This window comes from Geodermatophilus nigrescens (assembly GCF_900129495.1).
Taxonomy (GTDB): Bacteria; Actinomycetota; Actinomycetes; order Mycobacteriales; family Geodermatophilaceae; genus Geodermatophilus; species Geodermatophilus nigrescens.
Window position 1 is genome coordinate 817354 of record NZ_FQVX01000003.1, and the last position, 18364, is coordinate 835717.

The 18364-nt window shown below is 74.9% G+C and carries 18 protein-coding genes and 2 tRNA genes; 15 read left to right on the forward strand and 5 right to left on the reverse strand.

Annotated features, from left to right (window positions below):
- Positions 1–35 precede the first annotated feature (35 nt).
- The 9 genes from BUE37_RS17565 (at position 36) to BUE37_RS17605 (ending at position 9378) form a co-directional block, all read left to right on the forward strand.
- The gene (locus BUE37_RS17565; protein ID WP_073421617.1) at positions 36–1061 is read left to right on the forward strand and encodes a YlbL family protein; all 1026 of its coding nucleotides are present in this window, start codon (positions 36–38) and stop codon (positions 1059–1061) included.
- Between the two features lie 233 nt (positions 1062–1294).
- A complete protein-coding gene (locus BUE37_RS17570) occupies positions 1295–4282 on the forward strand; it encodes a UPF0182 family membrane protein (protein ID WP_245794751.1) in 2988 nt (995 codons plus the stop codon).
- Positions 4283–4496: 214 nt separating this feature from the next.
- Positions 4497–6143 (forward strand): glucose-6-phosphate isomerase, encoded by a 1647-nt coding sequence (gene pgi, locus BUE37_RS17575; protein WP_073421619.1) that lies wholly within the window; start codon positions 4497–4499, stop codon positions 6141–6143.
- 59 nt (positions 6144–6202) lie between these two features.
- Positions 6203–6276 (forward strand) — tRNA-Met (locus BUE37_RS17580).
- A 150-nt stretch (positions 6277–6426) separates the two neighbouring features.
- A tRNA-Met gene (locus BUE37_RS17585) sits at positions 6427–6500 on the forward strand.
- 87 nt (positions 6501–6587) lie between these two features.
- A complete protein-coding gene (locus BUE37_RS17590) occupies positions 6588–6875 on the forward strand; it encodes a GNAT family N-acetyltransferase (protein ID WP_073421620.1) in 288 nt (95 codons plus the stop codon).
- A gap of 37 nt (positions 6876–6912) precedes the next feature.
- Positions 6913–7800: a polysaccharide pyruvyl transferase family protein gene (locus BUE37_RS17595; protein ID WP_073421621.1), complete on the forward strand. Its 888-nt coding sequence runs from the start codon at positions 6913–6915 to the stop codon at positions 7798–7800.
- A gap of 91 nt (positions 7801–7891) precedes the next feature.
- Positions 7892–9187, forward strand: coding sequence for a cytochrome P450 (locus tag BUE37_RS17600; protein ID WP_139253026.1), 1296 nt, complete (start codon positions 7892–7894; stop codon positions 9185–9187).
- Complete coding sequence (locus tag BUE37_RS17605; RefSeq protein ID WP_083628825.1) at positions 9187–9378, forward strand: ferredoxin; 192 nt, start codon at positions 9187–9189, stop codon at positions 9376–9378. The genes BUE37_RS17600 and BUE37_RS17605 overlap by 1 nt, the downstream gene beginning before the upstream one ends.
- Here the strand turns inward: BUE37_RS17605 and BUE37_RS17610 are convergent.
- Positions 9375–10523 (reverse strand): cystathionine gamma-synthase, encoded by a 1149-nt coding sequence (locus BUE37_RS17610; protein WP_073421622.1) that lies wholly within the window; start codon positions 10521–10523, stop codon positions 9375–9377. The genes BUE37_RS17605 and BUE37_RS17610 overlap by 4 nt on opposite strands.
- Positions 10520–11902 (reverse strand): cystathionine beta-synthase, encoded by a 1383-nt coding sequence (locus tag BUE37_RS17615; RefSeq protein ID WP_073421623.1) that lies wholly within the window; start codon positions 11900–11902, stop codon positions 10520–10522. The genes BUE37_RS17610 and BUE37_RS17615 overlap by 4 nt, the downstream gene beginning before the upstream one ends.
- Before the next feature lie 91 nt (positions 11903–11993).
- Here BUE37_RS17615 and BUE37_RS17620 point away from each other — a divergent pair, with 91 nt between their 5' ends.
- On the forward strand, positions 11994–12812 hold the full coding sequence (locus tag BUE37_RS17620; protein ID WP_073421624.1) for an alpha/beta fold hydrolase: 819 nt from the start codon (positions 11994–11996) through the stop codon (positions 12810–12812).
- Here the strand turns inward: BUE37_RS17620 and BUE37_RS17625 are convergent.
- A complete protein-coding gene (locus tag BUE37_RS17625) occupies positions 12809–13348 on the reverse strand; it encodes a hypothetical protein (RefSeq protein WP_073421625.1) in 540 nt (179 codons plus the stop codon). The two genes, BUE37_RS17620 and BUE37_RS17625, sit on opposite strands and share 4 nt — an antisense overlap.
- A 100-nt stretch (positions 13349–13448) precedes the next feature.
- Here BUE37_RS17625 and BUE37_RS17630 point away from each other — a divergent pair, with 100 nt between their 5' ends.
- The 4 genes from BUE37_RS17630 to BUE37_RS17645 all read left to right on the forward strand — a co-directional run bounded on the left by BUE37_RS17630 (position 13449) and on the right by BUE37_RS17645 (position 16604).
- Positions 13449–14462 (forward strand): aldo/keto reductase, encoded by a 1014-nt coding sequence (locus BUE37_RS17630; RefSeq protein ID WP_073421626.1) that lies wholly within the window; start codon positions 13449–13451, stop codon positions 14460–14462.
- The gene (locus BUE37_RS17635) at positions 14459–14962 is read left to right on the forward strand and encodes an XdhC family protein (protein WP_073421627.1); all 504 of its coding nucleotides are present in this window, start codon (positions 14459–14461) and stop codon (positions 14960–14962) included. Before BUE37_RS17630 ends, BUE37_RS17635 begins: the two co-directional genes overlap by 4 nt.
- Positions 14959–16320 (forward strand): FGGY family carbohydrate kinase, encoded by a 1362-nt coding sequence (locus tag BUE37_RS17640; protein WP_073421628.1) that lies wholly within the window; start codon positions 14959–14961, stop codon positions 16318–16320. Before BUE37_RS17635 ends, BUE37_RS17640 begins: the two co-directional genes overlap by 4 nt.
- Positions 16321–16424: 104 nt before the next feature.
- Positions 16425–16604 (forward strand): hypothetical protein, encoded by a 180-nt coding sequence (locus tag BUE37_RS17645; RefSeq protein ID WP_073421629.1) that lies wholly within the window; start codon positions 16425–16427, stop codon positions 16602–16604.
- Positions 16605–16679: 75 nt separating this feature from the next.
- On the opposite strand, the gene BUE37_RS17650 is transcribed toward BUE37_RS17645, so the two are convergent.
- Both BUE37_RS17650 and BUE37_RS17655 read right to left on the reverse strand, forming a co-directional pair.
- Positions 16680–17489 (reverse strand): inositol monophosphatase family protein, encoded by an 810-nt coding sequence (locus tag BUE37_RS17650; protein ID WP_073421630.1) that lies wholly within the window; start codon positions 17487–17489, stop codon positions 16680–16682.
- 22 nt (positions 17490–17511) lie between these two features.
- Positions 17512–17688, reverse strand: coding sequence for a DUF2795 domain-containing protein (locus tag BUE37_RS17655; protein WP_073421631.1), 177 nt, complete (start codon positions 17686–17688; stop codon positions 17512–17514).
- A gap of 53 nt (positions 17689–17741) precedes the next feature.
- Here BUE37_RS17655 and BUE37_RS17660 point away from each other — a divergent pair, with 53 nt between their 5' ends.
- Positions 17742–18278 carry a DUF2087 domain-containing protein gene (locus BUE37_RS17660; RefSeq protein ID WP_073421632.1) on the forward strand — a complete coding sequence of 179 codons (537 nt, stop codon included), beginning with the start codon at positions 17742–17744 and terminating at the stop codon, positions 18276–18278.
- Positions 18279–18364 lie beyond the last annotated feature (86 nt).

Below are 18364 nucleotides of genomic sequence, written 5' to 3' on the forward strand. Positions count from 1 at the left end.
GACGCCGCCGGCAACACCACCTAGGCTGGCCGGTCGTGACCCGTCGCGTCGCCGTCCTCGCCGTCGGTGTGGTGCTGCTGCTGGTGGCCGGGGTGCTCGGGGCGGCGCTGCCGGTGCCCTACGTGGCCCAGGTGCCCGGACCGACCTTCAACACCCTCGGAGACATCGACGGCGACCCCGTGATCAGCGTCCGGGGCCGCGACCGCAACGAGGTCAGCGGCAACCTGAACCTCACCACCGTCGGTGTCAGCCGCGCGGGCCTGAGCCTGGTGGAGGCGGTCCGCGGCTGGTTCGACGACGAGATCAGCGTCGTCCCCGAGGAGTCGGTGTACCCGCCCGACCAGACCGAGGAGGAGATCGAGCAGGCCAACCGGCAGGCCTTCCTCACCTCGGAGGAGTCGGCGGAGGCCGCGGCGCTCGGTCAGCTCGGCTACCCGGTGAAGGTCGTCGTCCGCGGGCTGTCCGGGGACGACTCGCCGTCGGACGGCCTGCTCGAGGAGGGCGACGCGATCGAGTCGGTGGCCGGTCAGGCCACCCCGGACTCGGCCACGCTGACCACCGTCCTCGGCGGCATCGCGCCGGGCACCGAGGTCGAGGTGGGCTACACCCGCCTCGGCGACCCGGGGACCGCGACCCTGACGACGGCGGCCGCCGAGGGGCGCGCGGGCTCGGTGCTGGGCGTGCTGGTGACCGAGCAGCCCTCGGCGCCCTTCGACGTCGACATCGACGTGGCCGACGTCGGCGGCCCCTCGGCGGGCCTGATGCTCACGCTCGGCATCCTCGACCTCGTCGGCGACACCGACCTCACCGAGGGCGCCGTGGTGGCCGGCAGCGGCACGATCGACGCCGAGGGCACCGTGGGCCCGATCGGCGGCATCCAGCTCAAGATGGTCGCGGCGCAGGAGATCGGTGCCGAGCTGTTCCTCGTGCCGGCCGACAACTGCGCCGACGCACTCGGCTCCCCGGCCGCCGACCTGACCCTGGCGCGGGTGGCGACGCTCGACGACGCGCTCACCGCCCTCGAGGACGTCCGCGCCGGGCGCACGCCGCAGGGCTGCTGACCCGGCCCCCGGCACGGGACGCCCCGCGTGGGGGATGCTGTCGGCCAGCACGGGCCCCGCCGGGGAACCCGGTGCCGCGCCGGACGTTGGTCGGGGCGACACCGGACCGTCCGGCGGACCGGTGTCCGCGCCGTCGTGGCGGCGCGTGTCCGACCGCACGCGGTCGCCCCACCGCGGTGACGCACCTCCCGGTGTGCCGCCGCACCTGCAACTGAAGGAGACCGCTCGTGGCCATGCGGCCCCCCGTGTCCGTGCCGACGCTGTCGCGGCGCGCGAAGGTGGTCATCGGGTCCATCGCCGTGCTGCTGGTGCTGTTCACGGCCATCGGGACGCTGACCAACGTCTACGTCGACTACCTCTGGTTCGACGAGACCGGGTTCACCGAGGTGTTCTGGACCGAGCTCCAGACGCGCGCGCTGCTGTTCGCCGTGGCCGGCGTGGCCACCGGCGGGCTGACCGCGCTGGCCGTGTACCTCGCCTACCGGTTCCGTCCCGCGTTCCGGCCGATGTCGCTGGAGCAGCAGAACCTCGAGCGCTACCGCCAGTCGCTCGAGCCGCGCCGCACCCTGGTGCTCACCGCCGTCGCCGTCGTCGTCGGCCTGTTCGCCGGGTTCACCGCGCAGGGCAGCTGGGAGACCTGGCTGACCTTCCGCAACTCGGTGCCGTTCAACCAGACCGACCCGCAGTTCGGGCTCGACCTGTCGTTCTTCGTCTTCGAGTACCCCTTCTACCGGCTGCTGATCAGCTTCGGCTTCGCGATCGTGCTGCTGGCGCTCATCGGGTCGCTGCTCACGCACTACGTCTTCGGCGGGCTGCGGCTGCAGACGCCGGGGCAGAAGCTGACCGGCGCGGCGATGGTGCAGCTGTCGGTGCTGCTGGGCCTGTTCGTGGCGCTCAAGGCCGTCGCCTACTGGTTCGACCGGTACGACCTCGTCTACTCCGACCGCGGCGAGCTGTTCAGCGGCGCGAGCTACACCGACGTCAACGCGCTGCTGCCGGCCAAGACGATCCTGGTCTTCGCCGCCGCGTTCTGCGCCATCGCGTTCTTCGCCAACGTCGTCGTCCGCAACTTCCGGCTGCCGGCCGCGGCGCTGGTCCTGCTGCTGCTGTCGAGCCTGGTGATCGGCGTGGCCTACCCCGCCATCGTGCAGCAGTTCGTGGTCCGCCCGAGCGCCAACGAGCGGGAGGCCGCCTACATCGAGCGGGCGATCGCCTCGACCCGCGAGGCCTACGACCTCACCGAGGTCGACTACATCGACTACGCGCAGCAGACCACCGGCGACGACGCCGACACCGAGTCCGCCTCCGGCGAGCTGCGCGACGACCAGGCGACGATCCCCAACGCCCGCCTGCTGGACCCCAACGTCCTGTCGGACACGTTCACCGCGCGCCAGCAGATCCGCAACGTCTACGGCTTCCCCGACAAGCTCGACATCGACCGGTACACGGTCGACGGCGAGACGCGCGACTACGTGGTCGCCGTCCGCGAGCTGGAGAGCGGCAGCCTGTCGGAGAACCAGGACACCTGGATCAACCGGCACACCGTCTACACGCACGGCAACGGCTTCGTGGCCGCGCCGGCCAACCAGGTGGTCACCGGCCAGGAGGGCGGCGAGCCCAACTTCACCAGCCGGGACCTGCCCACGGTCGGCGACATCGACGTCGAGCAGGGGCGCATCTACTACGGCGAGCTCATCGAGGACTACTCGGTGGTCGGCGCGCCGGAGGGGGCGAACCCGCAGGAGTTCGACCGGCCCGAGGACGGCTCCGAGGGCGAGGTCAACAACACCTACGACGGCGAGGGCGGCGTCGCGATCGGCAGCTTCTTCCGGCAGCTGACCTTCGCCATCTACTACCGCGAGCGGAACTTCCTGCTCTCCAGCGCGGTCAACGACGCCTCCCGCGTCCTCTACGTCCGCGACCCGCGCGAGCGGGTGGAGAAGGCCGCGCCGTTCCTCGAGGTCGACGGCGACCCGTACCCCGCGGTGATCGACGGCCGGGTCACCTGGATCCTCGACGGCTACACGACGTCGGACGCCTACCCGTACTCCGAGCGGATGGAGCTCGGCGAGGCCGCCGCGGACGCGCTCACCGGCCAGGGCACGACGGCGCTGCCCAACGAGCAGTTCAACTACATCCGCAACTCGGTCAAGGCGACCGTCGACGCCTACGACGGCACCGTGCGGCTGTACGAGTGGGACGAGGAGGACCCGGTCCTCAAGGCGTACGAGGCCGCGTTCCCCGGTGTCATCGAGCCGCGCGAGGACATGAGCGAGGAGCTCGTCAGCCACGTCCGGTACCCGGAGGACCTGTTCAAGCTGCAGCGGGACATCCTCACGCGCTACCACGTGAGCAACCCGAGCGACTTCTACCAGCAGAACGACCGCTGGGCGGTGCCGACCGACCCCACGCAGTCGGAGGAGACGCAGGCCACCGGTGAGGCCCAGCCGCCGTACTACATCCTGGCCGCGCGGCCGGGGGAGGACGGCGCGACGTTCCAGCTCACCAGCGCCCTCAACGCCTTCCGCCGGCAGAACCTCTCGGCGTTCATCTCGGCGTCGAGCGACCCGGACAGCTACGGGTCGATCCAGGTGCTGCAGCTGCCGGGCAACACGCCGTTCCGCGGGCCGCAGCAGGTGCAGCAGTCGTTCAACACCAACGACCAGGTCGCGCGTGACCTCACGCTGTTCAACAGCGAGGACTCGCAGGCGGTGTTCGGCAACCTGCTGACCCTGCCCATCGGCCGGAACGGCCTGCTGTACGTGCAGCCGCTCTACGTCGAGGGCACGGGGGAGAACTCCTTCCCGCTGCTGCGCAAGGTGCTGGTCAACTACGGCGGCTCGGTGGGGTACGCCAACACCCTGTCCGAGGCGCTCGACCAGGTCTTCGGCGCCGGCGCGGGCGACACCGCGACCGACTCCGACGACGCGGACTCCACGCCCGACCCGCAGGAGCCGACGACGCCGACCACGCCGCCGGCCGACCCGTCGGCGCCGGCCGACCCGACCACCCCGCCGGACGGCGGCGGTACGTCGGCGCCGGAGCTCGACCAGGCGGTGTCCGACCTCGACGCGGCCCTGCAGCGGCTCGAGGACGCCCAGCGCTCCGGCGACTTCGCCGCGCAGGGGCAGGCGCTGGCCGACCTGCAGGACGCCGTCGAGGCGTACGAGGCGGCGCAGGCCGCGGCGGGCTCGGCGGCCCCGGCGTCGCCGACCGGCTGACGCCTCCCGCACGGCAGTCCGGGCCCCGGTCCTCCTCGCGAGGGCCGGGGCCCGCTGCCGTCCGGGGCCGCTGCCGTCCGGGGCCGCTGCCGTCCGGGGCCGCTGCCGTCCGGGGCCGCTGCCGTCCGGGGCCGCTGCCGTCCGGGGCCGCATGGCCGCCCGCCGGCCGCTAGGGAAGGCTGTACGCGGCCGACGCGCGCGAGCAGGAGGACACATGCGGATCAGCGAGACCCCGGAGTGGCGGGCCCTGGCCGAGCACCACGGCGAGATCGGGCACCGGCACCTGCGCGACCTCTTCGCCGAGGACCCGCAGCGGGGCACGGACCTGGTCGTCACGGCCGGCGACCTGTACCTCGACTACTCCAAGAACCGGCTGACCCGCGAGACGGTGCGGCTGCTCGCCGCGCTGGCCGACGCCGCCGGCCTGCGGGAGCGCACCGAGGCGATGTTCCGCGGCGAGCACGTCAACAGCACCGAGGACCGCGCCGTGCTGCACGTGGCGCTGCGCGACCCGCGGACCAGCGGCCTCGACGTCGACGGGCACGACGTCAACGCCGAGGTGCACGAGGTGCTCGGCCGGATGGCGTCCTTCGCCGACCGGGTGCGCGGCGGGGAGTGGACCGGGCACACCGGCGAGCGGATCCGCGCGGTGGTCAACATCGGCATCGGCGGCTCCGACCTCGGCCCGGCGATGGCCCACCAGGCGCTGCGCGACTACTCCGAGCGGTCGATCACCGTCCGGTTCGTCTCCAACATCGACCCGGCGGACCTCGCCGAGGCCACCCGCGACCTCGACCCGGCGAGCACGCTGTTCATCGTCGCGTCCAAGACGTTCACCACGCAGGAGACGCTGACCAACGCCCGTGAGGCCCGGCGCTGGCTGCTCGAGGGGCTCGGCGGCGACGAGACGGCGGTGGCGAAGCACTTCGCCGCGGTGTCGACCAACGCGCAGAAGGTCGCCGAGTTCGGCATCGACACCGAGAACATGTTCGGCTTCTGGGACTGGGTCGGCGGCCGCTACTCGTTCACGTCGGCCATCGGGCTGTCGCTCATGGTGGCCATCGGCCCGGAGCGGTACCGCGAGCTGCTCGACGGCTTCCACGCCGTCGACGAGCACTTCCGCACCGCGCCCTGGGAGGAGAACCTGCCGGCGCTGCTCGGGCTGATCAGCGTCTGGTACGTCGACTTCTTCGGCACCCAGACGCAGGCCGTGCTGCCGTACTCGCAGTACCTGGCGCGGTTCCCCGCCTACCTCCAGCAGCTGTGCATGGAGTCCAACGGCAAGTCGGTGCGCCTCGACGGGTCGCCGGTCGACGTCGCCACCGGCGAGATCGTGTGGGGGGAGCCGGGCACCAACGGCCAGCACGCGTTCTACCAGCTGCTGCACCAGGGCACGGTGCTCGTACCGGCGGACTTCCTCGCCTTCGCGCAGCCGAACGACCTCGCCCACGGCAGGGACCTCGACGGCATGCACGACCTGTTCCTGTCCAACTTCCTCGCCCAGCCGCGCGCGCTCGCCTTCGGCCGGACCGCCGAGGAGGTCGCCGCCGACGGGACCGCCGCCGACGTCGTCCCGCACAAGGTCATGCCGGGCAACCACCCGTCCAACGCGATCGTGGCGCCGAAGCTGACGCCGTCGACGCTGGGGCAGCTCGTGGCCACCTACGAACACCGCGTCTTCACCCAGGGCGTGGTGTGGGGGATCAACAGCTTCGACCAGTGGGGCGTGGAGCTCGGCAAGGTCATGGCCAACGAGCTGGCGCCGAAGCTGCAGAGCGAGGGTGCGCCGGACTACGACTCCGACTCCTCGACGAACGCCCTGGTCAGGCTGCTGCGGGAGGGTGCCGGCCGGCCGGCCTGACCGGCCCGGCGGCCCCCGTCTGCGGCCGCCGTCCCCGCGGGGTACAGTGGTCTCACCGACGCGGGGTGGAGCAGCTCGGTAGCTCGCTGGGCTCATAACCCAGAGGTCGCAGGTTCGAATCCTGCCCCCGCTACTCGCACGACGAGGGCCCCGGATCACCCGATCCGGGGCCCTCGCCGCGTCCGGGGTCGGCTCGCGTGGCGCGCCGGGCGAGGGGGCGACGGAGGTCACCGGAGGCCCGCGTCGACGGCCCCCGGAGGCCGTGTAGAGTGATCCGTACCGACGCGGGGTGGAGCAGCTCGGTAGCTCGCTGGGCTCATAACCCAGAGGTCACAGGTTCGAATCCTGTCCCCGCTACTGGCACGAGGGCCCCGGAGCACACCGCTCCGGGGCCCTCGTCGTTCCCCCGGAACAGGAGCGGCCCGGCGCCGGTTGGCGCACGGCATGGAGCCGACCGTCCACGACGCCCCCGACGCCGACCGCTACGAGATCCGCGACGGCGACCGCCTGCTCGGCCTGGCCGCCTACCAGCGGCGTGGCGAGACGGTGGTCTTCACCCACACCGAGATCGACCCGGACTCCGAGGGCTCGGGCCTGGGCGGCACGCTCGTCCGCGCCGCGCTGGACGACGTGCGGGGCCGCGGCGGCTCCGTCGTCCCGCAGTGCTCGTTCGTGCGCGGCTGGATCGAGCGCCACCCGGAGTACGGCGACCTGGTGGCGCGCGACTCCTGACGCGCGACGCCGCGGCCCGCCTGGTTGGGTGGACCGTGTGCGCGTCCTCGTGGCCGGGTGGTTCAGCTTCGACGAGGTGATCGCCACCGTCGGCGACGAGCTGGGCGGGGACGTCGTCGCCGGCTGGCTCACCGAGCTGGGTGTGCCGTACGACGTCGCCGTCGCGCCGTTCCTCGAGGGCGGCGCGGACGGCCGCGGCGTCGACTGGCGCGACGTCGACCCCGCGGGCTACACGCACCTGGTGTTCGTCACCGGGCCGGTCCGCGACTCGCCGCTGCTGCGCGAGCTGACGGGCGCCTTCGCCGGCTGCCGGCGCCTCGCCGTCAACGTCTCGGTGGTCGAGGAGGCCGGGCGGGCGCTGTTCGACGAGGTGTGGGAGCGCGACGCCGACGGGATCGCCCGCCCCGACCTCGCCGCCGCCGGCCCGGCCGCCACCGCGCCGGTGGTCGCGGTGGCCTTCACCCCGGCGCAGGCCGAGTACGGCGACCGGAGCCGTGCCGACGGTGTCCGCGAGGAGATCGAGGAGTGGCTGGCCGCCCGGCAGCTGCCCTGGTTCGAGCTCGGGATGGACATGTACGAGAAGCCGCACCCCCGGCGCCCGGCCCAGGTGGAGGCGCTCATCACGCGCGCCGACGTCGTGGTGAGCATGCGGCTGCACGGGCTGGTGCTCGGGCTGAAGGCCGGCCGGCCCGTGGTGGCCTGCGACCCCGTCGCCGGCGGCGCCAAGGTCACCCGGCAGGCCGGCGCCCTCGGCTGGCCGCTCGTGGTGCCGGCCGAGGAGGTCGGCGTCGCGGCCCTCGACGCCGCGCTGACCCGCTGCCTGTCCGGCGAGCTCGACGGCGTGGTGGCCGCGGCGCGCGAGCGCGGGCGGCGCGGCGGCGCGGAGGCCCGCGCCTGGCTCACCGGGCGACTCGGCCGGTCCTGAGCCGGCCGACGCGCCCGGGTGTGTTGCCCCTCACACCCGGTCCTCTCTAGCGTGCGGTCAGAGGTGACCGTTACGACGAGGGAGTCGTCCCGTGACCATCGCAGCCGTGCCCCCGGCCGACGCAGGCGGCGTCGACCTGGCGACCGTCGACCTGTCCGACCGGGACTGGTGGACGACCCCGCCGGAGTACCGCCACGCCGCCTTCGACCGGCTGCGCAGCGAGCGCCCCTTCGCCTTCTTCGCCGAGCCCGACATCCCCGGCTTCCCGCCCGGCCCCGGCTACCACGCGGTCACCCGCTACGCCGACCTCGAGGCGATCAGCTGCCGGCCGGCCGTCTTCTGCTCCGGCAAGGGCGCGGTGTCCATGCAGGACGTGCCGGCCGACCTCAACGAGTTCTACGGCTCGCTGATCAGCATGGACGACCCGCGGCACGCCAAGATCCGCCGCATCGTGTCGAAGACGTTCACGCCGCGGATGCTCGAGCGGACGCTGGACTCGGTGCGCGCCGTCGTCGACGACGTCCTGGCGCGCGCCCGGGCGAAGGCGGAGGCCGGGGACGGGAGCATCGACGTCGTCGCCGACATCGCCGCGCCGATCCCGCTGCGGGTCATCTGCGACATGATGGGCGTCCCGGAGGCCGACCGCGCCTCCGTGCTGGCCAACTCGAACGTCATCCTGTCCGGCGGCGACCCGGAGCTCATCGAGAACGACGACCCGCTGACCGCCTTCCTCACCGCGGGCATGGAGATGGCGGCCCTGATGGAGCGGCTGGCGGCCGAGCGGCTGGCCGAGCCGCGCGACGACCTCACCACCGCGCTGGTCAGCACCGAGGTCGACGGCGAGAGGCTGTCGCACCAGGAGATCGCCTCGTTCTTCATCCTGCTGCTGGTCGCCGGCAACGAGACCACCCGCAACGCGATCTCCCAGGGCCTGCTGGCGCTCTCGCAGCACCCCGACCAGTGGGCCCGCTGGGCCGCCGACCCGGCGCTGGACCGCACCGGCGTCGAGGAGGTCGTGCGCTGGGTGAGCCCGGTGACCTGGATGCGCCGCACCGCCACGCAGGACGGCGAGATCAACGGCCACGCCTTCACCGCGGGGGAGAAGTTCCTGCTGTTCTACGCCGCCGCCAACCGCGACCCCGAGGTGTTCGCCGACCCGCAGCGCTTCGACGTCGGCCGCGACCCCAACCCGCACGTCGGCTTCGGCTCCAAGGGCCCGCACTTCTGCCTCGGCGCGCACCTCGCCCGCCGCGAGCTGCAGGTGACCTTCCGGGCCGTCTTCGACCAGCTGCCCGACCTCGAGGTCACCGGCCCGCCACACCGGCTGGCGTCGTCGTTCGTCAACGGCCTCAAGCGGCTGCCCGCGCGGCTGGGCGGGGACCGCTGATGCGGGTCGTGGCCGACCGCGAGGTGTGCGTCGGGGCGGGCTCGTGCGAACTGCTCGCCCCCGACGCGTTCAAGGTCGACGACGACGGCGCCGTCCGGGTGCTGCAGGAGCAGCCGGACGACGCCGCCGCCGTGCGCGACGCGGTCTCGCAGTGCCCGACGGGGGCGATCACCCTGCTCGAGCGGGACTAGCCGAGAGCCTGCTCGAGGTCGGCGAGCAGGTCGTCGACGTCCTCGATGCCCACCGACAGGCGCACCAGGTCGCCCGGGACCTCCAGCGGGGAGCCGGCGGCGCTGGCGTGCGTCATCCGGTGCGGGTGTTCGATGAGCGACTCGACGCCGCCGAGGGACTCGGCCAGCGTGAACAGCCGCGCCCGCTCGCAGACCCGCAGGGCCGCCTCCTCGCCGCCGGCCAGCCGGAACGACAGCATCCCGCCGTACCCGGACATCTGCCGGGCCGCGATCTCGTGGCCGGGGTGGTCGGGCAGGCCGGGGTAGAGCACCCGGGACACGGCCGGGTGCGCGGTCAGGTACTCCGCGATCCGGGCGGCGTTGGCCTGGTGGCGCTCCATCCGCACGCCGAGGGTCTTGATGCCGCGCACGACCAGCCAGTCCGACAGCGGCCCGGAGACCGCCCCCATGGCGTTCTGGGAGTAGGTCAGCTGCTCGGCGAGGTCGCCGTCGCGGACGACCAGCGCCCCGCCGACGACGTCGGAGTGCCCGCCGAGGTACTTCGTCGTGGAGTGCACGACGATGTCGGCGCCCAGCGTCAGCGGCCGCTGCAGGTAGGGGCTGGCGAAGGTGTTGTCGACGACGAGCAGCGCGCCGGCCTCGTGCGCGATCTCGGCGGTGCGCGCGATGTCGGCGACGTTGAGCAGGGGGTTGGTCGGCGTCTCGCACCAGACGACGCGGGTGGACCCCGGGCGGATGGCGGCGCGCAGCGCGTCGGCGTCGTTGAGGTCGGCCGGCGTGTGCTCGACGCCCCAGCGCGAGACCACCTTCGAGATGAGCCGGAAGGTGCCGCCGTAGGCGTCCCCGCCGAGCACGACGTGGCTGCCCGGCGCGCAGACGGTGCGCAGCAGGGTGTCCTCGGCGGCCAGGCCTGAGGCGAAGGCCAGCCCCGCGGTGCCCTCCTCCAGCGACGCCAGCAGCGCCTGCAGCGCGTCCCGGGTCGGGTTGGCGCTGCGGGCGTACTCGTAGCCGCCGCGCAGCCCGCCGACGCCGTCCTGCTTGAACGTGGTGGCCAGGTGCAGGGGGACGACGACCGCGCCGGTGGCCGGGTCGGGGTCCTGCCCGGCGTGGATGGCGCGGGTGTCGAAGCCGGGGAACTCGGTCACCGGGTCACCCCCGCCAGGTGGCCGAGCACGTCCTGGCGGGTGACCACGCCCGCGGGCTTGCCGTCGACGTGCACGACGAGCGCGTCGGCCTCGCCGAACTCCGCGACGGCGGCGCTCACCGGCTCGCCGGAGCCGATGATCGGCAGCGGCGCGGACATGTGCTTCTCCACCCGGTCCGACAGCGAGGCGCGGCCGGCGAACAGCGCGTCGAGCAGGACCTTCTCGTCGACCGAGCCGACCACCTCGCCGGCGGTCACCGGGGGCTCGGCGCGGACGACCGGCATCTGGCTGACCCCGTACTCGCGCAGGATGTCGATCGCGTCGCGGACGGTCTCGTTGGGGTGGGTGTGCACGAGCTCCGGCGTCACCCCGCCCTTGCCGTGCAGCAGCTCGCCGACCGTCTCGCCGGTGGCGACGTCGAGGAAGCCGTAGTCGGCCATCCACCGGTCGTTGAAGATCTTGTTGAGGTAGCCGCGGCCGCCGTCGGGCAGCAGCACCACGACGACGTCGTCGGGCCCCAGCCGCTCGGCCGCGCGCAGCGCGCCGACGACGGCCATCCCGCAGGAGCCGCCGACGAGCAGGCCCTCCTCGCGGGCCAGGCGGCGGGTCATCCGGAACGAGTCGGCGTCGGAGACGGCGACGATGTCGTCGGCGATCGACCGGTCGTAGGCCTCGGGCCAGAAGTCCTCACCGACGCCCTCGACGAGGTAGGGCCGGCCGGTGCCGCCGGAGTACACCGACCCCTCGGGGTCGACGCCGACCACCTGCACCCGCCCGCCGGAGGCCTCCTTGAGGTATCGGCCGATGCCGCTGATCGTGCCGCCGGTGCCGACGCCGGTGACGAAGCAGGTCACCTTCCCCTCGGTCTGCTCCCAGATCTCCGGCCCGGTCGTCTCGTAGTGCGAGCGGGGGTTGGCCGGGTTGGCGTACTGGTCGGGCTTCCAGCCGCCCGGCGTCTCGCGGGCCAGCCGGTCGGAGACCGAGTAGTAGGAGCGCGGGTCGGACGGGTCGACGGCGGTGGGGCAGACGACCACCTCGGCGCCGTACGCCCGCAGCGTGTTGACCTTGTCCTGGCTGACCTTGTCGGGGCACACGAAGATGCACCGGTAGCCGCGCTGCTGGGCGACCAGCGCCAGGCCGACGCCGGTGTTGCCGCTGGTCGGCTCGACGATGGTCCCGCCCGGCTGCAGTTCCCCGCTGGCCTCGGCGGCGTCGACCATCCGCACGGCGATGCGGTCCTTCACCGACCCGCCGGGGTTCATGTACTCGACCTTGGCCAGCACCAGCGGTGCGTCCGGGCCGAGGTCGGCGGTCACCGACGACAGCCGGACCAGCGGGGTGCCGCCGATCAGGTCGACGACGGACTCGGCGTACTGCACGCGGACCTCCTCGCCCGGCGCCCCGGTCGGGCGCGCTGCCCCCATCCCACCACCACCGATGAGTCCCGGCCGCCCGCGGCGTCCTAGCGGCATGACGACGACGGGCCCGCGGGTCGAGGAGGGGTACGCGCCGGTGACCGGTGGCGTGCGGATGTACTGGCGCAGCGTCGGGGAGGGCGGTCCGCCGCTGGTCGTCGTCCACGGCGGGTTCGGCGTGGTCGAGATGTTCGGCGACGTCCTCGAGCGGCTGGCCGCGGGGCGGCGGGTGGTCGCCGTCGAGCTCCAGGGGCACGGGCACACCGCGGACGTCGACCGGCCCTTCACCTGGGAGGCGTTCGCCGACGACGTCGCCGCGCTGGTCGGCTCCCTCGGCCCCGGCCCGGCCGACCTGCTCGGCTACTCGCTCGGCGGCGGGGTGGTGCTGCGGACGGCGATCCGGTCCCCGGAGGCCGTGCGCCGGCTGGTCGTGGTGTCGGCGCCGTGCCGGCGGGACGGCTGGTTCCCCGACGTCCGGGCGGGCCAGGAGTCGGTGTCCTCCGCGGGCCTGGAGTGGATGCGGCGGACGCCGCTGTACGAGGCGTACGCGGCGGTCGCACCCGACGTCGACGCCTTCCCGGCGCTGATGGACAAGACCGGCGCGCTGATCAGCGGCGACTACGACTGGACCGACGAGGTCCGCGCCCTGACGCTGCCCGTGCTGCTGGCCTACGCCGACGCCGACGGCATCCCGCCCGCCCACGCGGCGGAGTTCTTCGCCCTGCTCGGCGGCGGGCTGCGCGACGCCGGCTGGGACGGCTCGGGCCGGCCGGCGTCGCGGCTGGCGGTCCTGCCGGGGCGCACCCACTACGACGTGTTCGCCGCCCCGGAGCTCGCGCCGGTCGTCGACGCGTTCCTGACCGCGGGGGGCTAGCTCCCCGCGGGGAGGTCGGGGGCGTCGGTCCCGCCCGGCCGCCGCACCGGCTGCCGGGCGACGCCGGCCAGCGCGGGGCGGACGTCGACCAGCGGGGCCAGCAGCCCCGGGGCCGCCGCCCGCCGCTCCACGGGGGTGGGGCTGCCGGCCCGCCCGTCGGAGGAGCCGCGACGGCGGCGCGAGCGCAGGGCGGTGAGCAGGTCGACCGCCGCGAGCACCGACGCGCCGACGAGGACGGTGCGCAGCCGATCGTGCCGGTCGCCGCGGCGGTTCTGCAGCGCGACGCCCATGACGGCGAGGTCGACGGCGTCGCCGAGCACGCGGGTCCACGCCCAGCCCGGCCGCCCGGCGAGCAGGCCGGCGGCGTGCGCCAGCTCCCGGGCCCCGACGGCGGTGACGACCGGCAGCGCCACGGGGGAGTCGTCGACGCCGGCGAAGCGGGCCACACCTCGCGGGTCGACGAGCATGGTGGTGCCGAGGCCGAGGCTGGCCAGCCCGAGCAGGCGGGCGGTGCGGCGGGCGGGGCGCGGGCTCATGGGTCCTCCCGGGGAGTCGCGACCCCGGGCGGCTACCCGGGCCACCCCGAGGGAAACGGCCGGTGGCGTCCCGTCGGCGGCCGGGACGAGGATGCGGGGCATGACCTCTCCTGCGTCTCCCCGGACCCTCGGCCGGGACGGCCTGGTCGTCTCCGCGCTCGGACTGGGCTGCATGGGCATGAGCCAGATGTACGGCGCCGCCGACCGCGACGAGTCGATCGCCACCGTGCACCGCGCGCTCGACCTCGGGATCACCTTCCTCGACACCTCCGACGTCTACGGCGACGGGCACAACGAGGAGCTGGTGGGCGAGGCGATCCGCGGCCGGCGCGACGAGGTGCAGCTGGCCACGAAGTTCTCGCTGCGCCGCAACGGCTCGGGGGGCATGGACATCGACGGCCGGCCGGAGAACGTGCGGGCCTGCGCCGAGGCCAGCCTGCGGCGGCTGGGCGTCGACGTGATCGACCTCTACTACCAGCACCGGGTGGACCCGCGGGTGCCGATCGAGGACACCGTCGGGGCGATGGCCGAGCTCGTGCAGCAGGGGAAGGTCCGCCACCTCGGGCTGTCGGAGGCGTCGGCGGCGTCGGTCCGGCGCGCGGTGGCGGTGCACCCGATCGCGGCGCTGCAGAGCGAGTGGTCGCTGTGGACGCGTGACCTGGAGAGGGAGGTGCTCGGCGTCGCCCGGGAGGCGGGGATCGGCATCGTGCCGTTCAGCCCGCTCGGCCGCGGCTTCCTCACGGGCGCGATCACCGGCCCGGACGACTTCGCCGAGGACGACTGGCGGCGCACCCACCCGCGGTTCACCGGCGAGGCGTTCGCGGCCAACCTGCGGCTGGTCGACGCCGTGCGGGCCATGGCGGAGGAGCGGGGTTGCACGCCCGGGCAGCTGGCGCTCGCCTGGGTGCTCGCGCAGGGGCCCGACGTCGTGCCGATCCCGGGCACCAAGCGGCGGTCCTACCTGGAGGAGAACGCCGGCGCGCTGGCCGTGGAGCTCTCGGCCGACGACCTGGCACGGCTGGGCGAGATCGCCCCGCCCGGGGTCGCCGTGGGCGGCCGCTACGCCGACGCCGGCTACGCCTACGGCGACAGCCCGGAGCGGGGCGCGGCGTGACCGACCCGGCCTGCGGCGTCGCGCACGGGGCGCCGGGGGAGGCGCCGCCGGGCCGGGTGCTGGTGGCGGTGTTCGACTCGCCCGTGGCCGAGGTGCTGCTGCGCTGGGCGCCGGAGCTCGGCTTCCGCACGGTGCTGCTCGACCCCGACCCGGCCCGCGACGCCGGGGTCCGCACCCTCGCCGGCCTGCCGGAGGACCTCGCCGACGCCGACGTCGTGGTCACCGACCACCACCGGGCCGAGCTCGGCGAGGTGCTGCGCGACGCGCTCGCCCGGCGGGTGCGCTGGGTGGGCGTCATGGGCAACCCGCGGCACGAGGGCCCGCACGTCGCCGCGCTGGCCGCGCTCGGCGTGCCGCCGGAGGAGGTCGCCCGCGTGCACCGGCCGATCGGCCTGGACATCGGCTCGCGGGCGCCCGCGGAGATCGCGCTCAGCACGCTCGCCGGCCTGCTCGCGGACCGCAACGGCCGCAGCGGCGGGGCGGCGCACGGCCCGCGGTGAGCGCCGTCCTGCTCGGCGCCGACCTGGGCACCAGCGGGCTCAAGCTGGTGGCCCTCGGCGAGGACGGCCGGATCGCCGCCGAGACGGAGGCCGGCTACCCGGTCGACGGCCCGCACGAGGGGTGGGCCGAGTGCGCCGTCGGCACGTGGCGGGCCGCCCTCGACGACGCCCTCGCCCGGCTGCTGCCCGCCCTGGGCGGGCGCCCGGTGGCCGGTCTCGGCCTCTCGGGGCAGATGCACGGCACCGTCCTGGTCGACGAGGCCGGGGCGGCGCTGGCGCCCGCGGTGCTCTGGCCGGACCGGCGGGCGGCCGCGGAGGTCGCTCGCTGGCGGGCGCTGCCCGACGCCGCCCGCGCCGCGCTGGCCAACCCGCTCGTGCCCGGGATGACCGGCCCGGTGCTCGCCTGGCTCACGGCGCACCGCCCGGACCTGGTGGCCCGCGCGGCCGGCGTGCTGCTGCCCAAGGACGCGCTGCGGGCCACCCTGCTGCCCGGCGCCGACTGGCGGGTCACCGACCGCAGCGACGCCTCCGGGACGCTGCTGTGGGACGTCGTCGCCGACACCTGGTCCGACGCCGCCCGGGCCGCGGCCGGGGTGCCGCCCGGCCTGCTGCCCGCGGTGCGGTCCTCGGCCGCGGTCGCCGGGACGGCGGTGCTGGGCGGGACGGCGGTGCTGGGCGGGGCGGGGGTGCCGGTCGTCGTCGGCGGCGCCGACACCCCTCTGGCGCTGCTCGCGGCCGGTACCGCCGGCGGGCTGCAGGTCAACCTGGGCACCGGTGCGCAGGTGCTGCGGCCCGGCTGGACGCCCGCCCCCGCCGACGACCCGCCCGTGCACGGCTACGCCGACGCCGAGGGCGGCTGGTACGCGATGGCCGCGCTGCAGAACGGCGGCTCGGCGTGGTCCTGGGCGGCCGGCGTCCTCGGTGTCGCGCCCGGGGACCTGTTCGACCTCGCCGCGGCGTCGCCGCCGGGTGCCGGGGGTGCGGTGTTCCGGCCGTTCCTCACCGGCGAGCGCGGCGGGGTGGCCGGTCCGGGTGACCGAGCCTCGTGGACCGGGCTGTCGGCGGGCACCACGCGCTCCGACCTCGCCCGCGCCGCCGTCGAGGGGGTGCTGACCGCGGTCGCCGACGCAGCCGGGCTGATCGGGGAGCCGCCGGACGGGCCGGTCGTGCTCACCGGTGGCGGCGGGCGCTCCCCGCTGGTGCGGCAGGTGCTCGCCGACCTGCTCGGGCGGCCCGTGGTGCCCCTGGAGCTGCGGAGCGCCTCCGCGATCGGTGCCGCCGTGCTGGCCGGGCGCGGGGTCGGGCTGGCGGTGGAGCCGGAGCGGGCGGCGGGCGAGCCGGTGTCCCCGGGGAAGTGACCGGGCCGACGCCCGGCCAGCCGCATGGAACGGCGGGGGCGGGGCATCCGTTGACCTCGACGAGCGGGCCCGGCCGCGGGCCCCGGCGAGAGGAGGCACCCGACATGGCGTCGGTGTTCGACAAGGTGGCCCAGTTCGCCCGCAGTCCCAAGGGCCAGCAGGCGCTCAAGCAGGTCTCGGCCAAGGCGCAGCAGCTGGCGAGCGACCCGAAGACGAAGGCGCGCATCGACGACGCGCGCCGCCGGTTCTCCGGCGGCCGCGGCGCGGGCGGTCCGCGCCCGTAGGCCTCCGCACCGCACACGACGGCGGCCCCTCCCCGGACTCGGGGAGGGGCCGCCGTCGTGTCCCGGGCCGGCGCGTCAGGCCGCGTCGTCCGGGGGCAGCCGCAGGTGCGCCAGCGCGGCGTCGTGCAGCAGGCCGTTGGTGGCCAGGGCGCTGCCGCCGGCCGGGCCGGGGACGCCGGTGAGGTCGGTGAACCGGCCGCCGGCCTCCCGCACGATGACGTCGAGCGCGGCGAGGTCCCACAGCGAGACCTCCGGCTCGCACGCCACGTCGACCGCCCCCTCGGCCAGGAGCACGTAGCTCCAGAAGTCGCCGTAGGCGCGGGTGCGCCAGGACGCGCGGGTGAGGCCGATGAAGCCGTCGAGCAGGCCGCGCTCCTCCCAGCCGGACAGGCTGGAGTAGGACAGGCTCGCGTCGCCGAGGTCGGAGACGCCCGACACCCGGCAGCGCGTGGCCGACTCCAGCCGCCGGCCGGTCCACGCGCCGACGTCCTTGGCCGCCCACCAGCGGCGGTTGAGCGCGGGCGCGGAGACCAGGCCCACGACCGCCTCGTCGCCGTCGAACAGCGCGATGAGCGTCGCCCACACCGGCACGCCGCGGACGAAGTTCTTCGTCCCGTCGATGGGGTCGAGCACCCAGCGCCGCGGGCCGTGCCCGGTGACGCCGAACTCCTCGCCGAGCACGGCGTCGCGGGTGCGGGCCCGGGCGAGGGTGATCCGCAGCTGCTCTTCGACGGCGCGGTCGGCGTCGGTGACCGGCGTCAGGTCCGGCTTGGTCTCGACGGTGAGGTCGAGGGCCTTGAAGCGGTCCATGCTGATGGAGTCCGCCTGGTCGGCCAGCACGTGCGCCAGGTGCATGTCCCCCGTGAAGTCCCGGCCCGGTGTCATGGGCACCGAACCTAGCGGGACGTCAGTCGAACACCGCGGCGCTCACGCCGCTGGGCCCCTCGTACTCGCGGTCCTCGATCTTCTGCAGCGCGTCGAGCACCTCCTTGTCCCCGCCCTTCGCGTGCTCGAGGAGCTGCTCCTTGCTCGCCGGGTACTCGATGCCCTTCAGGGCCTTCTGGATGTCGATCGGGCTCACCATGGCGTCCCGCTACCCCCGCCCCCGTCCGTCGATGCGCGGATACCGTCGCGGGCGTGGAGGCGGCGACGATCGTGGGGCTCCTGGCCGACCCCACCCGGTTGAGGGTGGTGGCGGCGCTGGCGCTCGGCGCCGGGACGATCGAGGAGGTCGCCGACGCCTCCGGGCTCTCGCTCAAGGACGTCGCGCTGGCCGCCCGCCGGCTGGCCCGCGCCGGGCTGGTGCGCCGCGACGGGCACGGCCTCGAGCTGCTGACCGACCGGTTCGGCGCCGCCGCGCGGGCCGCGGCCGCCTCCGCCCCGCCGGCCGAGCCGCTGTCGGACGACCCGGCGGAGTCCGCGGTGCTCGCCTCCTTCATCCGCGACGGCCGGCTGACCACCATCCCGGCCCAGCTGAGCAAGCGCCGGGTGGTGCTCGAGCACGTGGTGCGGGTCTTCGACGTCGGCGTGCGCTATCCCGAGCGGGAGGTCAACGCGCTGCTCGCGGTCTGGCACCCCGACACCGCGGCGCTGCGCCGGTACCTGGTCGACGAGGGGCTGCTGTCGCGGGAGGCGGGGGAGTACTGGCGCTCCGGCGGCTGGGTGGACGTCTAGTCCCGGTGCGGGTCGTGCTCTGCCCCGCCCGGCGGGGCAGAGCACGACCACTCGCAGGACAGGACCCGCCTCCGGGGGCCACACTC

Bases quoted from the DNA above. Each gene is read 5' to 3' on its own strand.
- BUE37_RS17650 (WP_073421630.1), bottom strand. From the start codon at position 17,489: ATGACACCGGGCCGGGACTTCACGGGGGACATGCACCTGGCGCACGTG.
- BUE37_RS17625 (WP_073421625.1), bottom strand. From the start codon at position 13,348: ATGAGCCCGCGCCCCGCCCGCCGCACCGCCCGCCTGCTCGGGCTGGCC.
- BUE37_RS17620 (WP_073421624.1), top strand. From the start codon at position 11,994: ATGACGACGACGGGCCCGCGGGTCGAGGAGGGGTACGCGCCGGTGACC.
- BUE37_RS17645 (WP_073421629.1), top strand. From the start codon at position 16,425: ATGGCGTCGGTGTTCGACAAGGTGGCCCAGTTCGCCCGCAGTCCCAAG.
- BUE37_RS17655 (WP_073421631.1), bottom strand. From the start codon at position 17,688: ATGGTGAGCCCGATCGACATCCAGAAGGCCCTGAAGGGCATCGAGTAC.
- BUE37_RS17590 (WP_073421620.1), top strand. From the start codon at position 6,588: ATGGAGCCGACCGTCCACGACGCCCCCGACGCCGACCGCTACGAGATC.
- BUE37_RS17630 (WP_073421626.1), top strand. From the start codon at position 13,449: ATGACCTCTCCTGCGTCTCCCCGGACCCTCGGCCGGGACGGCCTGGTC.
- BUE37_RS17570 (WP_245794751.1), top strand. From the start codon at position 1,295: ATGCGGCCCCCCGTGTCCGTGCCGACGCTGTCGCGGCGCGCGAAGGTG.
- BUE37_RS17605 (WP_083628825.1), top strand. From the start codon at position 9,187: ATGCGGGTCGTGGCCGACCGCGAGGTGTGCGTCGGGGCGGGCTCGTGC.
- pgi (WP_073421619.1), top strand. From the start codon at position 4,497: ATGCGGATCAGCGAGACCCCGGAGTGGCGGGCCCTGGCCGAGCACCAC.